Annotated in this window: 15 protein-coding genes; all 15 read right to left on the bottom strand. The window is 56.1% G+C overall.

Features of this window, described 5'->3' with window-relative positions; translation table 11 throughout:
- Positions 1 to 39: 39 nt before the first annotated feature.
- A complete protein-coding gene (locus K9L28_04445) occupies positions 40 to 3,444 on the bottom strand; it encodes a DNA polymerase III subunit alpha (GenBank protein ID MCF7935570.1) in 3,405 nt (1,134 codons plus the stop codon).
- Positions 3,441 to 5,387, bottom strand: a complete 1,947-nt coding sequence (dnaX, locus tag K9L28_04440) for a DNA polymerase III subunit gamma/tau (GenBank protein MCF7935569.1) — start codon at positions 5,385 to 5,387, stop codon at positions 3,441 to 3,443. Before dnaX ends, K9L28_04445 begins: the two co-directional genes overlap by 4 nt.
- Complete coding sequence (locus tag K9L28_04435; protein MCF7935568.1) at positions 5,353 to 6,300, bottom strand: M48 family metallopeptidase; 948 nt, start codon at positions 6,298 to 6,300, stop codon at positions 5,353 to 5,355. Before K9L28_04435 ends, dnaX begins: the two co-directional genes overlap by 35 nt.
- A 172-nt stretch (positions 6,301 to 6,472) precedes the next feature.
- On the bottom strand, positions 6,473 to 6,961 hold the full coding sequence (flgN, locus tag K9L28_04430; protein ID MCF7935567.1) for a flagellar export chaperone FlgN: 489 nt from the start codon (positions 6,959 to 6,961) through the stop codon (positions 6,473 to 6,475).
- The gene (fliS, locus tag K9L28_04425; protein ID MCF7935566.1) at positions 6,948 to 7,457 is read right to left on the bottom strand and encodes a flagellar export chaperone FliS; all 510 of its coding nucleotides are present in this window, start codon (positions 7,455 to 7,457) and stop codon (positions 6,948 to 6,950) included. The genes flgN and fliS overlap by 14 nt, the downstream gene beginning before the upstream one ends.
- 82 nt (positions 7,458 to 7,539) lie before the next feature.
- A complete protein-coding gene (locus K9L28_04420) occupies positions 7,540 to 8,025 on the bottom strand; it encodes a hypothetical protein (GenBank protein ID MCF7935565.1) in 486 nt (161 codons plus the stop codon).
- Positions 8,025 to 8,489, bottom strand: coding sequence for a CBS domain-containing protein (locus tag K9L28_04415; protein MCF7935564.1), 465 nt, complete (start codon positions 8,487 to 8,489; stop codon positions 8,025 to 8,027). Before K9L28_04415 ends, K9L28_04420 begins: the two co-directional genes overlap by 1 nt.
- 20 nt (positions 8,490 to 8,509) lie before the next feature.
- Positions 8,510 to 9,442 (bottom strand): 1-phosphofructokinase family hexose kinase, encoded by a 933-nt coding sequence (locus K9L28_04410; protein MCF7935563.1) that lies wholly within the window; start codon positions 9,440 to 9,442, stop codon positions 8,510 to 8,512.
- Between the two features lie 98 nt (positions 9,443 to 9,540).
- A complete protein-coding gene (trxB, locus tag K9L28_04405; GenBank protein MCF7935562.1) occupies positions 9,541 to 10,725 on the bottom strand; it encodes a thioredoxin-disulfide reductase in 1,185 nt (394 codons plus the stop codon).
- Positions 10,726 to 10,784: 59 nt separating this feature from the next.
- The gene (prmC, locus tag K9L28_04400) at positions 10,785 to 11,630 is read right to left on the bottom strand and encodes a peptide chain release factor N(5)-glutamine methyltransferase (GenBank protein ID MCF7935561.1); all 846 of its coding nucleotides are present in this window, start codon (positions 11,628 to 11,630) and stop codon (positions 10,785 to 10,787) included.
- On the bottom strand, positions 11,627 to 12,706 hold the full coding sequence (gene prfA / locus K9L28_04395) for a peptide chain release factor 1 (GenBank protein MCF7935560.1): 1,080 nt from the start codon (positions 12,704 to 12,706) through the stop codon (positions 11,627 to 11,629). The genes prmC and prfA overlap by 4 nt, the downstream gene beginning before the upstream one ends.
- Before the next feature lie 73 nt (positions 12,707 to 12,779).
- Entirely contained in the window at positions 12,780 to 13,739 is a 960-nt protein-coding gene (locus tag K9L28_04390; protein MCF7935559.1) for a DUF1385 domain-containing protein, read from the bottom strand.
- On the bottom strand, positions 13,723 to 14,430 hold the full coding sequence (gene thyX / locus K9L28_04385) for an FAD-dependent thymidylate synthase (protein ID MCF7935558.1): 708 nt from the start codon (positions 14,428 to 14,430) through the stop codon (positions 13,723 to 13,725). The genes K9L28_04390 and thyX overlap by 17 nt, the downstream gene beginning before the upstream one ends.
- Before the next feature lie 70 nt (positions 14,431 to 14,500).
- On the bottom strand, positions 14,501 to 14,737 hold the full coding sequence (gene rpmE, locus K9L28_04380) for a 50S ribosomal protein L31 (GenBank protein MCF7935557.1): 237 nt from the start codon (positions 14,735 to 14,737) through the stop codon (positions 14,501 to 14,503).
- 74 nt (positions 14,738 to 14,811) lie between these two features.
- A partial coding sequence (locus K9L28_04375) for a hut operon positive regulator HutP (protein ID MCF7935556.1) occupies positions 14,812 to 15,099 on the bottom strand: 288 nt, incomplete at its 5' end.

The following is a 15,099-nucleotide window of genomic DNA, read 5'->3' as shown; positions in this document are numbered from 1 at the left end:
CCCCCTTTTGTTCCTGCAACCTACAACATGGCTTGCTTGTTACTTGAGTTCTACCAAGCCGGGAAACCTCTCCTTGATGGTTTGGAGAGAATTGTCGTCTCCGGAAATTTTGATTCCCTGGAGTTGCACCAAGGCCGTGCCTTCCGTGCTCTGGACCTCGAGCAAAATCGGCTGGTCTCCAGGATGTCCCTTCAGTTCACGCACAAATTCCTTCATTTCCTTCTCTTCACTGGCGTAGACATCCAGTGCAAAACGGCAATAGGGGGTCTTCTCCTGCTGCGCCCATTCCAGTGAAACAGCTTCCTGTGCGATGATGGTGCGTTCCCCCCGTTCCTGGATTTTTCCTGTGATGATAGCGATCGTTCCGGTTTGGAGAAAGGGTTTCGCCTGCTCCCAGGTATCAGGAAACAGCACCACCTCTATCTTGGCAATGGTATCTTCCACCTCGACAATGCCCATCGGGTCGCCGTTCTTTGTGTATTTCTCCTTGGCCCGGGCAACGAGACCTCCGATCGTGATCGGTGTGTTCCTGGATTTCCACAAATCGATATCGGCGATCCTGCAATTTATGAATCGCTGGATCTCCTTCTCGTGCTCTTCAACCGGATGGCCGGAGATATACAGACCAAGGGTTTCCTTCTCCATCTCCAGCTGTTCCATAAGTGTGAAGGGATCACGTTTCGGCAACTCCGGTTCTGGTTCCGCCTCGTCTACAAGCTCCAGAAGGGATCGCTGGCCGTTTTTTTGGGCTTTTCTCTGCGCTATCTCCATAAAGCCCGGCAATGCTTCGAGCATCTCTCTCCGGTTGCCTCCCAAATTGTCTAAAGCTCCGGACTTGATCAGGTTCTCTATCACTGCTTTGTTGACAATGCGGAGGTCGATGCGATTCATGAAATCCCAGAACGACGCGAAGGGGCCGTCCTCTTCTCTGACACGCACCACTGTTTCCAGTGCACTTCGTCCGACTTTGGCAACCGCTGCCAGTCCAAACCGTATCACGTCACCCACAACAGTGAAAGCAGGACCCGATTCGTTGACATGAGGAGGAAGGACGGCCACCCCGGCATTCTGTACTTCCCTCACGTTGCGGGCGAGATCGTCTATCTTGGTTCCAATATGGCTCGTCAGTACGGCCGCCAGGAACTCCGATTTATAGTGTGCCTTGAGATAGGCGGTCTGATAGCTGATCATGGCGTAAGCGGCACTGTGGCTTTTGTTGAATCCGTATTCGGCAAACTCCTGAATCAGTGTGTAGAGCTCCTCGGCCCTGTCTTTGGCGACCCCGTGGGACACACAGCCGGGAATAAAGGTATCCCGCTGCTTTTCCATCTCCGCAGCCTTCTTTTTTGCCATGGCACGACGGAGTATGTCCGCTTCGCCGAGGCTGTATCCTGCCAGGAGGGAGGCGATCTTCATGACCTGTTCCTGGTAGAGAATGACTCCATGGGTCTCCTGAAGGACCTCTTTCAGATCGGGATGGAGGTAGGATACCTCTTCCTCGCCGTGTTTCCTCCGGATAAACTGCTCCACCATCCCGCTGTTGAGCGGCCCGGGGCGGTACAGAGCGAGTGCTGCGATCAGATCCTCGAAGCAGTCGACCTGCAGCCGCTTCAGCATCTGGCGCATCCCACTCGATTCCAGCTGGAAAACCCCCATGGTTTCAGCCCGCTGCAGGAGGGAGAAGGTCGCCTTGTCATCCATGGGAAGGGCGTTCATATCCGGGATTGCTTTGCTGTTCTTCCCGATGTTGTCGATGGTGTCCTCAAGAATGGAAAGGGTGCGCAGACCCAGAAAATCCATTTTCACGAGTCCCAGTTTCTCAACCGGTTCCATGGCGAACTGGGTGACCACCTGGTCGGTCCCGATTTTACGGACAGGAACGATGTCTGTGATGGGACAGGGTGCGATGACCACCCCTGCCGCGTGTTGCGAACAGTGCCGGGCAAGCCCCTCGATCTTGCTCGATACGTCCAGCACGCGCCGCATGGAATCGTTGTTTTCGTATTCCTTCTTCAGATCCGGGGAAAGCTCCAGCGCTTCGGGGATGGTCTTGGCCTTCTCCGGTACAAGTTTGGCTACCCTGTTCGCCTCGGCGTAGGGGATATTCAATGTCCGGGCCACATCCCTGACTGCCGCCCGGCTCATCATTCTCCCAAAGGTGATGATCTGGGAGACATTCTCGCGGCCGTATTTGGAGACCACATACTCCAGCACCTCGTCACGGCGTTTGTCGGAGATATCCGTATCGATGTCAGGCATGCTGACACGTTCGGGGTTGAGAAACCGCTCGAAAAGCAGCCCGTACTTGAGCGGATCCATCTCCGTGATGCCCAATGCGAAGGCGACGAGTGATCCTGCTGCAGAGCCCCGCCCCGGTCCTACAGGGATGTCCCGCTCTTTGGCCGCATTGATGAAATCCGCCACAATCAAAAAGTAACCGGCATAGCCCATTTCGTTGATGATGCCGAGTTCGCGCTGAAGGCGGTCCTTCGCCTCCTGGGATACCGACTCCCCATATCGCTGAGAGAGCCCTTGCCAGGCCTGGTGTTCCAGATAGGACTCCAGCGTTTCACCCTGGGGGATCTCGAAATGAGGAAGTCTGTAGTCACCGAAATTGAAGGTAACGTTGCACCGCTCCGCGATCTCTACCGTGTTGGTGAGGGCTTCGGGCAGTTCATCTCCGAAGTATTGCCACATCTCTTCGGGGGAACGGAAATAGAACTCCTGTGCCGGAAATTGGTATCGGTTGGGATCGTCCACCGTATTGTTTGTCTGAACACAGAGCAGGATGTCGTGCCACTCGGCGTCGGATGCTTTCGGATAGTGGGCGTCATTCGTTGCGATCATGGGTATGCCGGTCTTTTTGGCTATCTTTGCCAACCCTTTGTTGACCACCGCCTGCTCCGGTATGGAGTTGTGCATTACCTCAAGGAAGAAGTTGCCTTCTCCCATGATATCTCTATACAACAGGGCTCGTTCTACTGCCTGCTCCTCTCTCCCTTCTCTCAAGAACGACGGGATTTCCCCGGCAAGACAGGCTGAAGAAGCGATGATTCCCTCACTGTACTGAGAGAGGAGCTCGTGGTCGATACGTGGCTTGAAGTAGAAGCCGTCGGTGTTGGCCTTGGATATGAGCTTCACAAGATTGCGGTAGCCCTTTTGGTTTTCGGCCAGAAGAAGCAGATGGTAGTTCCGCGCACCTTTATCCCGCCTTCTATGTCCTTCAGGATCCACATAGGCCTCGCAGCCGAGAATCGGCTTGACTTCCGCCTTTTCACACTCCTGATAGAACTCGATAGCTCCGTACATGTTCCCATGGTCTGTCAGCGCTACGGCCGGCATGCCGTACTCCCGGGTCATCCTTGCCAGTTCCTTCGTGCGGATAGCACCGTCGAGAAGGCTGTATTCACTGTGTACGTGAAGGTGAACGAAGGGGTGGTTCATTCGTCGTGATCTCCTCTCTCACCATTGGGCGCGCTCTCCCCGGTGGTGGTGTCCTGTATGCGGTTTTCCGTATCTCGAAGAAGCAGTACCTCCCCGTTCGCATAGGCCAGCAGTTTGTGCAACGGAGAACTCTGGTTTGGATCCGGGCCCTCTGTATCCTGGTCCCTCTGCTGCAGCGGCTCGGAGGCAGGAGCCCGGGGGTCTACGGCATCTACGGCATGTGGTGCCTGGCTGTCCTGAGCGGGAGGTGTCTCTCCCCTTTGACTGCTTCCATGCAGCTCCTGCGACGCATCGCCTATGGACACGACACAGCGTGAGGTTCCCCATAACTGCGTGGCGATGGCGACAACACGCTCCTGGTACTGTGGAGTCACCAGGACCCGTTGTGCGAATCGTGCATCCGAAGGAAACGCGAAGACGGCTGTCGAATCCTCCACGTACCACTGGGCACGGACCAGGGCACAGGCAGCCGGGAAGCATTCTTCTTTGAGTTTCTTCCAGAAGTCCTGCCCCATGGCGGAGGGTTGCCCGGTGAAGTCCTCCCGGGGGAAACCGCCCTGCTGATCATCTGACGAACCCCGTTCCTGTTCTGTGCCGATGGATGGTCCGCCCTCTCCTCCCGACTTCCGATCCGTCTCTGCATCGCTCTTTGCCCCAGGCGCTTCGAACATGTCCTCATCCCGGGGTAATGTTGCAGACCGGCTGTCCGTCTCCGTATCTGTTTCCGCTGTTTCCCCCAGGGTTCCAACCAGCAACCCCAGAAAGGCCTCTCCACGGAAACCCTTGCGAAGGCGCGGCAACCATTGGGCACAGAAGTTCATACCCTCCCACAGCTTTCCGGCCGACCATCGCACCGATTCCTCCTGGAGAAAGGTCTCTTCCTCCTCGGAGATTCCTTCTTTATCTATGTACTCGTCTCCCCAGTTGGCGACGACCCACAGATCCTTCAGCAGGAGAAAGAGGGTGTCCAAAAGGCCGAGCAGGGAGGCACCCTGATCCAACAATGCTTCCAACTCGCAGAATGCCTGTTGGGGTTGGCTGCGTAACAGTGAAACGATTTTTTCCAAACGCTTCCGGCTGCACCCGCCGAGAAGCTGGTCCACGTCTTCTTGGGTAATCTCCCCGTCAGAAAGCACTGAAGCCCTTTCAAGAAGCGATATCGCTTCACGCATTGCGCCATCAGCCTGTCTGGCGATCTCGCGGAGTGCGGCTTTTTTTGCGGAAAAGCCCTCCGCGTCGGCGATGTCTCCAAGCCGCTGTTCAATGACGGACGACGTCATCCGATGAAAGGGGATGTGCTGGCATCTCGAACGTATGGTGATCGGGACTTTATGAGGCTCTGTTGTAGCCAGAATAAAGACGACATGGGCCGGAGGTTCCTCCAGCGTTTTGAGCAACGCATTGAACGCCGGATCTGTAAGCATGTGTACCTCATCGATGATGTACACCTTGACACGAGCCTTAAAGGGCGAAAGGCTCACATGGGCCGTGAGTTCTCTCACCTCGTCGATACCTCTGTTCGAGGCCCCGTCTATCTCGGTGACGTCGAGGTGGTCACCGGCCATAATGGCTCTGCACTGAGAGCAGGCATTGCAGGGTTCGCCGTCGTCCCCTCTCTGCTCGCAGTTGAGTGATTTGGCCAGGATCCTGGCCACGGAGGTTTTTCCACATCCGCGGGAACCTGAAAAGAGGTAGGCGTGGGAGACGCAGTCGCCTTTGACGGACTGCCTGAGAACGGCAACGGCAGCCTGCTGCCCCTTGACATCCGAGAATCGGGATGGGCGATATGTTCTGTAGAGGGCCGGTTGGGACACGTGCACCACTCCGAGATCAGACTTGTCGTACTCAGACCATGGTAGCACGGCTGCGCCAACCGTACCGAGACCAGAGGACCGATCTATGTCCCGGTCAGTACAGATAGCGTCCCATCGGGTGCTCCCCACGAACCTGAGCAAGAATGGAGATCAGCCGTTCCCGAAGTACTGTGAGCGGAACGGGAAGATCTATCCGTGAGGTATCAAAAAGACGATGCGCGCCGATATAGAGGGACGGGGGATTCCCGGAGATGTGGATCTCCTGCGGCGGGGTCTCAAGCTGAAGCAGATGATCGAGGGCATCCTGTACCCGATGAAGCTGTTTGCGGTGGGTTGGGCTTTTGGCAAGTGTCAGAAGGGGTTGGTGGTGCAGGTGCAGTGTGTACCCTTCGTCGGAAGCGAAGACCTCGGTGTGCAGCACCTGCAGGACACCTTTTCTATGCAGCGGCACTTCGGTATCTTCGAAGTGCCCCAAAAGGCAGTCGATGCGTTCCTCAAGAGTGGGATGGTCCCTGTATACTCCCGGCTCAATAAAGGGGTGTTTCATCTTCTCCATCTCGAAGCGTTCCAGCACGGTGAGAAGCCCGGAAGGATCATAACCGGCCTTTTGCAGAATCTTGAACGATCCGAGATCGGCAGCCCGTTCCATCGATTTGCTGTAGGCGTTGGCGATCCCTACCTGCACCATATTCGCCATCACAATAACAGGAGCCTCTCCCCGTGTTGCGATTGCCGCAAGGAGGGGAAGGATGGAAAGCTGGAGATTGCGGGTCGCCTGTTTCTGTGGGTGTTTCTCCGATGTGTGCACCATCTCGTGGGCGATGATGCCGGCTAATTCCGGGTCACTGCGGCAAAAATCAATCAGTCCTGTGGAGCAGTATATCCTGCCTCCGGGGATGCAGAAGGCAAGCAGGTGATCCGAGGAGAGAACACGCGTTTCATAAGGCATCGAGCGGTCGGCATACGCTGCAAGCCTCTTCGTAATCATAGAAATGCGCGACGTGACGACGGGGTCGGTGACCCGTGTCCAGTAGGTTTCCACCTCCCGGGAACCTACCCGACGCAACCGCTCTTCCTTCCCGGTAAGCGGTTCCACATCCTTCGTGGCAGCCAGGGTTTCCGTGGCCAGCAGATAGAGGATGCATGATCCAACAAGAAGAAAGATCCGCAGCATTTTCACGGACACTACAGAGGCCCTTCTCAGGGTGCGCTGTCTATGATCTGGGCTCGACAATTCGGTATACATCGCCTCCGGCCTTCATGTAACTCCGGTAGGCGGCCTTCCCACGCTGTATCTGCATCATCTGCGCACGGAGCGCCTCGATATCCTGTTCGAGCCGATCCTGTACCTTGCGTTCCCGGGACAGGGTGGCGGCGGCCAACTGTCGGATCTCTTCAACGCCTCCCGCCAATTCCTTGTATTTCGACGAGGTCAGCCGATGTGCCACAGCATTCCAGAACGCGGGGCTTTCCCTGGTACCTTCGACACCGAGAAAGGCCGCCCACTCTGCCCACTGTTCCTGGAGGTTCTCCTGCTGTGAGATCAGCGCCTGTTTTTCCTGTAAGACCTGCAGGAGTTTCTCCCATTCCGCCTCTTCCACACAGCGTTCTTCCAGCTGCACCTTGTCGTGCAGTTGGCTGTATAGCAATCGTTCCTGTTCCAGGAGCTCTTTGAGGGGGGTGGCGACATCATCCGGCAACACTAAAGCCCCCTCCTTTGGGAACGCTTGCAGGAGCACGACGCTGCTGATTCGCAGTGGCTGTTCCGTCGTACATGCCGCCTTCGCTGGACCATTGCGACTCTTTGGGTTGCTGATCGGCCATCTGATCCATTGCCTCTTTCCAGGTATCCCGCAGTTCTTGCAGCATCTCCCGTACAGAGGCAACCTTGTCGCCTGTCTTTTCCACATTGGCCTCAACGAGCTGATAGAACATAAATTCGTAGAGGCTCATCAGTTGCTGTGCAAAATCGCCCCCGTTTTCCGTGTCCAGGGTCACCATGAGTTCTCGGATAACGTCCTGAGCCTTTTTCAACAAGGTGTTGCTGGATTCGACATCCCTTGCCTCGATTGCCTTCTCGGCATGGAGGCAGGCCCTGATCCCAATATCGTAGGTAAGGAGTAACAGCTGCTCTCTCGAAGCGGTCTGAATCTGGTTCGTCTGATAGGCGTTCTGGGCATCCTGCATGCTCATACTCATGACGATTATCCCCCCTGCAGTGGGTATCGGTTGCTGGGGCGCGCCCATTTACCTCTACAGGAAGCAAATGGAGGGCGGTACCCTACTCTCGTAAACATGCCACCAGGGAACTGACAGCCTGGTTCAGCTCTTCAGCAACCATTCTGTAGCATTCCAGAGAGCTTCCGTAGGGGTCAGGGATGTCCGCAGTCCGCCTGGTTGTCGGGACTTGCGAACAGGCATACTCCGACAGGTAGCCCCCGAGCGAGAAGATCTTTGCCTCCTGTCGGGGGAATCGGGACTTCATTCTCCATGCATGTTCCTCCGTCAATCCAAGAACCAGCCATGATCGATGCACCATCGTTTCTTCGAGGCGTCTGGATCGGTGGGTAAGCAGGCTCAGTGCCCGCTCTTCCATCGCCACCTGTGCGTGCGGCGCGGCGGGCATCCCGGGAATCGCGAACAGGCCTGCCGACCAACAGGAGTAGCATTCCTGCAGGCCGTATTGGCACAACCATTTTCGGCAGAACGCTTCGGCCATTGGGCTGCGGCAGGTGTTTCCCGTACAGACGAACAGGAGGATCTTCATTACTCCGAATGATGCTTTTTTTCTTCGTCACTGGACATAATGCGTTCCAGCAAGTCCGCCCTGTTCACGATGCCTACAAGCTCCCCGTTCTGCACCACAGGGGCGCGTTTGAAGTTCTTCTGAATCAGCACCATCGCTACGGAAAAATCGCTGTCATCCTCTGAAAAGGTTGCAACATCAGAGATCATATACTTTTCGACAGGTTCCCGGCTGATTTTGTGCAGGCGATTATGGAACTGGCCGAAATCCGGAATGAATGATGAATCGCGAAGGTACTCGAAGTACCCGGGGAGCGCAGCCTTGACGATGTCCTTCTCGCTGATGAACCCTACAACCTTGTTGACACTGTCCACAACGGGAATGCCTGAGAGCCTGTGCCTGCAGAGAATCTCAATCGCCTCACCCAGCAGTGTGTCCCTGGTAATCGCGCTTAGATCACGGTCCATTACCTCAGCTAGCTTCATGGCATCTGCTCCTCCATCATCTAATCCAGTTTTTCAACGCGGACCTTTGGCATCAGCTCTTCCACAGCCTCCCGAGTACTGACTCCCTTTTCAACCTGCAGTGAATCCTGCCAGGCGCAGGCCATGCAGAAGCGGATTCCCTCCTGGATGTCCATTCCCTCCTGGTAGGCCAGGAGCATACCGCCGATGAGCGCGTCACTGGCTCCGAAAAGGGAAACCACTCTCCGTCGCTCCAGTTCGGCAAGAAAGATACCTTCAGGAGTGAAGAACACGTCGCCGTAAGTGCGGTAGGATGTCACGGCGTACTGTACCCCATGGTCATGTACCTTTGAGACAATGTCAATCAGGTTGTCAAGCGAGGTCAAAGGAACCCCCGCCATTTTTGACATAAAACGATGGTCTACCTTTGCTATGGTAGGACCCTTCTCGATGGCCGCCATGAGGGATGCACCGGCTGCATCGACACAGGTCGGAATTCCCTTGGCGTTCGCCAGGTCAATCAGATCCCGGTAGGCATCCTGGGGTACGCCGGGAGGCAGTGAACCACCAATGCTGACCAGCTCCGCCCGATGGAGCATCCGCTCAAAGTTGGTTTCAAAGCGCTTGATCGCCTCTTCGGGGATGTAGGGGCCTAACTCGGCGATCCCCGTTTCCACATGCCCTATTTCATCAACAATGTACACATTTGTTCTGGTTTCGCCAGGCACATGGACGAAATTCGTCGCGATCCGTTCCCGCCGCAGGGCATCACGGATATATTCCCCGTTGAATCCTGCGAGAAACCCCATCGCGGCCGATTCGACGCCTAACTGAGAGAGCACCATGGAAACGTTGATGCCCTTTCCTCCCGGAGAACGGACAACCTTATTCGCACGGGACCAGCCGCCCGGGGTGAACTCGGGCAACAGATACTCTTCGTCAACTGCCGGGTTCAGCGTTACAGTTACGATCACTCTCTCTCACCTCGCCTTCTACCTTCGCATTATAGATAAAAAGAGAGCGGGGGCCAAATCAGGCCACCCGCCCGGTCAGCCCAGGGTCTTGATCTATTCTAGAGCTGGGACTTGATGTCTTCCAATGAATGGACCACCGTTGCGGACTCCACGGCGCCCCTTTTGAATTTGACCAAAACGGGCATCTTCTCCAGGTCAAGTTTTTCTGCCATTCGAGCATTCGTGTACCCATCAATAAGGGTAAGCTCTTTCCCGTTTTCGTCAAGCCAGGTTTCCAGTTCCGCGGAAAGATGCGCCTGTTTTTCGTCAATGCTGGAGTAGAAGAAAGCCGTGGTTTCCTCGGGTTCCAGCAGGGTGCTCCGGAGATGCAGCTGCTGGGAGATGTATCCGTAGGCTGCCATTGCTGCTACAGCACCGTCCGAGGCTGCGGTAACGACCTGTCGGAGAAATTTGTCGCGTACGTCGCCGGCGGCGAAGATTCCCTCTACGGAGGTTTCCATGGATTCCTTCGTTGTGATCCAGCCACCCTTGCTGCTTTCCAGAAGGCCTCGTACCGCTTCGTCGTTGGGGGTGGATCCCACAAAGACAAAGACTCCGGCTACCGGCAGCTCGCTGGTCTCTCCCGTTTTGGTGTTACGGAGCACCACCTTCTCCACCATGTCCGTCCCCTGGATCGATTCGACCACACTGTTCCAGACGGGAACGATCCTGTCGTTGGACATAGCCTGCTCGATCGCTACGCGATCGGCTCTAAAGCTATCCCGACGGTGGATAATGTACACCTTTTCCGCAAACTGAGTGAGATAGACCGCCTCCTCGACCGCGGTGTTCCCTCCTCCGATCACGGCGATGGTCTGCTCTTCAAAGAACGCACCGTCGCAGACGGCGCAGTAGCTTACGCCACGGCCTGTATAGTCGCTCTCTCCGGGACATCCGAGTTTCCGGAAACTCGCACCGGTAGCGACAATAACAGCTTCCGCCTGCAGCTCTCCCTGGTCCGTAACGACGACCTTTTCACCGTCCCGCAGCTCAACGGACTTCACATCGGCTTCACGAAATTCGGTGCCGAATTTCTCCGCATGCTTGCGAAAGCTGTCAACCAGTTCCGGCCCGGAGGCGTGCTGGACTCCCGGCCAATTCTCGATTTCATCGGTGATATTGACCTGTCCGCCGGGCATGCCCTGTTCCAGCAGGAGCACATCAAGGCCGGAACGTTTGCCGTATATGGCTGCCGACATGCCGGCTGGACCCGCCCCGATAATGACCAGTTCACGCTTTTCCATTCACAACAACCTCCTTTTAGCTGTACTATTCCTTTTAGAAAATATTCAATACCTGTTTGTTAGATGTGTTTCCATATTGCTATTCTCTCAATGCCGTTATAGTCATTGATAGCTTCTGCCAAAACCAGTGCAGTGGGCGCATATCTCCTGAGTTCCGTCAACTGCGACTGGCCTCCGATTTCCAGTGCCGCGAGGCCTCCATGAGCCAGATTTGCTCCAGCCCACTGCAGCAGCTGTTTTGCGAACCAGAGACCGTCTTCACCTCCGTCAAGCGCCCGTAGGGGCTCGTACCGGGCAACCTCAGGCATGAGGCGCGCCGTTTCGGAGGTCGGGATGTAGGGAGGATTGCTGACAAGCAAAGAGGGTTTCGACGCGGAAGGGGGCATGTCTCCTACCCTTGCCGAATGCCAGAGGAGCAGTCGTCGCTCTACCTTCTGTCGTCGCGCATTCTCCCAGGCGTATCCGAGCGCCAGGGGCGAACAGTCTACCGCTACCGCCTGCGCTTCCGGAATCGCTCCCAGGATGCTGATCGCTATACATCCGCTGCCCGTGCCCCAATCTATCACCATTCCCTCTGGTGAGATCAAGGAGCAGAGATGCTCTACCAGCAGCTCCGTCTCCGGCCGTGGAACAAGGCACCCTGGTCCCACCCGAAAGGTCCGGCCGAAAAAGGCCTGTTCGCCCTCGATATAGGCCAGCGGTTCGTGACGGCAGCGCCGGTCAAGAATCTCCAGGAGGCGGCCCTGCTGTTCGGGACTGAGCCGCTCATTCTCGTGGGCCCGCAGATAGGCTTCGTTCCTTCCCGTGACAATCTCAAGAATCAGAATGGATTCGCGTATGCTGTTGTCAATGTCGTACTGCTGCAGCGTGCGGCGAAGCCAATGCCTTGCTTTTGCGATATTCACGAAGCAGCTTCCATCTCCTGGAGTTTCGCTGTCTGCTCGGCCATCACCAGGGAGTCCACCATTTCGTAGATGTCTCCTTCGAGCATCTGCTCCAGCTTGTGGAGCGTCAGCCCGATCCGATGGTCGGTAACCCGGTTCTGGGGGAAGTTGTAGGTACGGATCCGTTCCGATCGATCACCGGTTCCCACCTGTCCCTTCCGTTCCGCTGCCTGGGCGTTTTGCTGTTCCCGGAGTTCCAGATCGTAGAGCTTGGCACGGAGCAGCTTCATGGCCTTTGTCCTGTTCTTGAGCTGCGACCGTTCGTCCTGGCAGGAAACCACAATTCCCGAAGGTTCGTGGGTGATCCGCACCGCGGAGTCGGTCATGTTCACGTGCTGGCCTCCTGCTCCACTGGCTCTGAAGGTGTCGATCCGGAGGTCTTCATTCCGCACCTCTACCTCGACATCTTCCACCTCGGGCAGCACCGCTACGGTACAGGTGGAGGTGTGGATCCGTCCAGACGACTCCGTGGCAGGAACCCGCTGAACCCGATGCACGCCGCTCTCGTATTTGAACTGGCTGTAGGCGCCTGCACCATCGATACGGAAGACGATCTCTTTCAGGCCGCCGATACCGGTTTCACTGGAATCCAGAACCTCCGTACCCCATCCCTGACGCTCCGCAAAGCGGGTATACATGCGAAAGAGCGTGGCGGCAAACAGTGCCGCTTCCTCTCCACCCGCTCCACTCCTGATTTCCACGATGACATTCTTTTCGTCGTTGGGGTCCTTCGGGAGGAGAAGCAGTTTCAACCGCCTGTGGAGTGTCTCCGTGGTCTCCTCCAGCTCTTCGACCTCACCCTGCGCCAGTTCTCTCATCTCCTCTTCAGGGCTGTCGAGCAATTCCCGGGTCTCCTCGAGGCAGGCCAGCTGAAGCTTGTACTCCCTGTAGGTTTCTACAATCTGTTTGAGATCGGCGTGCTTTTTGGCAAGATGATGTACTTCCTGCGGATTGGAGGCGATCTCGGGATCACCGAGCTTTTGCTCCAGTTCCCCATAGAGTCGCTCTACTTCCTCTAGTTTGTGTGTTAAATCCATTTACCCTTCCTCCTGTACAAACCGGCGTTTCTGCTTTCCTCCGGGGATATTTCCAGTCAGGTCCGTTATGAGTTTAGGTGGCGGAAGGGGCTTCCTCTTGGGTACCATCCGGAGGAGGGTTGCTTTCTTCCGTTCCAAGGGCGGTCTGGAGTGAATCGATCCCTATGGCAACCTGCTCGAGGTCCGGTTCGCGGGTCGTAAGATACTGGAGGCAAAGCGCCGGTTTGATGAGGAATGCCCCCAGTCCCGACGAATTTCCGCACCATCGTATAAACTCGTAGGATATCCCTACCACCAGCGGCAGCAGTACAATCCGGCTCAGGATACGCATGGCAAAGGATTCCCCTTCGGCGATCGAAAACACGACGATACTCACCACCACGACGACAAGAATAAAGGAGGTTCCGCAACGGCGGTGAATCCGCGAGGACTCCATCACCCTTTCCGGTTCCAGGGGATCCCCCGCTTCGTAGCTGTTGATTGTTTTGTGTTCCGCTCCGTGGTAGGCAAAGACCCGCTGCATGTCTTTCCACAGGCCGATCACAGCCACATAGCCCACAAAAACAGCGGCTCGGAAGACCCCCTCCAGGATGTGTCGGAAGGCTGGAGCCTGGGTGACATAGGGAGCGATGTGATCGGCCAGGACAACAGGGAGAAGGATGAAGAGGCCGACCACAGCAAGAAGCGCCACGGAGACAGCAAGCAGGATATCCCGGAAGGTAAAGGACTCCTCTTCGCCCAAAGCGATGTGCGCCGACTTGGTGAGTGCCTTCATGCCCATGGAGAGCATTTCAGCCATGGTGGCCACGCCCCTGAAGATGGGCAGGCGCCATATGCCCTTTTTGCTCCAGTTTCTCTGACTCCACCTGGAATGCCAGATCCCTCCGTCTGGCTTTCTCACGGAGAGCCCCCAGTCCTGCGGGCCTTTCATCAACACCCCTTCGATGACTGCCTGTCCACCAACGGGTATGCGTTTTTCGGCAGTGGCGACCAGACAGACAAGAGCAGAAAGCACTCTAATGATCCGTTTCATCTAACAGCTCCTCCGTAGATCGAAATGGTTTTTCACATGGCTGCTGTTCGTTGCACTGTCCCTCGACAACACAGGAAGGACCTGCAACCTCGAAACAGAGCGGCGCAACCTCGCGAACCCTCCTGAGCATCCTTCCCGCCAACATCCGGATCTCCCACTGCGCTCTGCGGCAGAGCCGGAGCGAAAAGAAATGATGTAGCTCCCGTGCGTTCATGGTCATAATCAGATGGGTCTGCCACCCATGGGGGAGGAGGTACCGTGCGTCCTCTTTAGGGATGCCCAATTCCTGCAACCGTCTGTATGCGTTGTGGGCGTCTTCCGATATCTGACGGAAGAGCCTGGAGGCTTCCGGATTATCGCGTACGCAAGGTGGGCAGACGATATCCACCTCGCTCTGCGACACATACCGCTGGCTCTGCTGGCTGAAGCTTGCGATTCTATGCCGGACCAGCTGGTGTGAGGTAACCCTGCTGAGGCCGTCTACGGCAAATGTGAAGGTGGCATGTTCGAAGGGAGACATATGGCCGCTTCGCCGCAGCCGTTGCACAAAGGCTTGCATCTTCTTTTCCTCGCGATGGACCTCGTCGACAGCCAATACGGCATGGGACTGACTGTAACAAAGCCGAGCCGCACCTGCTATCACCACATCCGGAGAAGGTGTATGAGACAAAAGCCGAACATTGAGAGACATTTCCCGATCTCTCCTCACACCCATCTATAGAGTAAATTAAGGATGGAGGGAGGTGATCCCCCCTCCATGGTCACTGTTCGTCCTGTGTTGCGCCTTTGCCTGTATACCTGGCTTTGGCGTACTTCCTTTGGAACTTTTCCACCCTGCCGGCCTGAGCGACCTTTCCTTTTTTGCCTGTATAGAAAGGATGGCATTCAGAGCAGACGGCCACTTTCAGTTCCTTCTGGGTAGAGCGGGTCTCAAAGGTGTTCCCGCAGCTGCATACAACGGTACACTCACCGTATTCGGGATGGATCTTTTCTTTCATACGTTCACACCTCCATTCGGGGCAGGTAATTCACGAAGATATACTGTAGCACAGACAACATCGGATCGACAAGGTCATATATGCATAACGCCCAGGCCGCAGCGTTCATGGTGGGCGACGGCATGATAGGCTGTATCGCCCATGACTGCCACCGCGATCCACCCTTCGTTGCGTACGATCGCGATCTTTGCTCCCACACTCGCTTCCAGCATGCTCATGACCATAAAACTGTTCATCGCTTCCATGGCGGCGTGCATCAGGGCGTGCATCTCCGCCCGCTTTTTTTCCACAACGCCTGCGTTGAGGGCGGCCCCGACAATGGATCGCGTTATCTTTTGGGGGAGGTCCCCCGCCACACCGCC

This window comes from Synergistales bacterium, assembly GCA_021736445.1.
In the GTDB taxonomy this organism is placed as follows: Bacteria; Synergistota; Synergistia; order Synergistales; family Aminiphilaceae; genus JAIPGA01.
This window is presented reverse-complemented; position numbering and strand designations above follow the sequence as displayed.

Bases quoted from the DNA above. Each gene is read 5' to 3' on its own strand.
- rpmE (MCF7935557.1), bottom strand. From the start codon at position 14,737: ATGAAAGAAAAGATCCATCCCGAATACGGTGAGTGTACCGTTGTATGC.
- K9L28_04420 (MCF7935565.1), bottom strand. From the start codon at position 8,025: ATGAAGATCCTCCTGTTCGTCTGTACGGGAAACACCTGCCGCAGCCCA.
- K9L28_04415 (MCF7935564.1), bottom strand. From the start codon at position 8,489: ATGAAGCTAGCTGAGGTAATGGACCGTGATCTAAGCGCGATTACCAGG.
- prfA (MCF7935560.1), bottom strand. From the start codon at position 12,706: ATGGATTTAACACACAAACTAGAGGAAGTAGAGCGACTCTATGGGGAA.
- K9L28_04390 (MCF7935559.1), bottom strand. From the start codon at position 13,739: ATGAAACGGATCATTAGAGTGCTTTCTGCTCTTGTCTGTCTGGTCGCC.
- trxB (MCF7935562.1), bottom strand. From the start codon at position 10,725: ATGGAAAAGCGTGAACTGGTCATTATCGGGGCGGGTCCAGCCGGCATG.
- K9L28_04445 (MCF7935570.1), bottom strand. From the start codon at position 3,444: ATGAACCACCCCTTCGTTCACCTTCACGTACACAGTGAATACAGCCTT.
- thyX (MCF7935558.1), bottom strand. From the start codon at position 14,430: ATGTCTCTCAATGTTCGGCTTTTGTCTCATACACCTTCTCCGGATGTG.
- fliS (MCF7935566.1), bottom strand. From the start codon at position 7,457: ATGAGTATGAGCATGCAGGATGCCCAGAACGCCTATCAGACGAACCAG.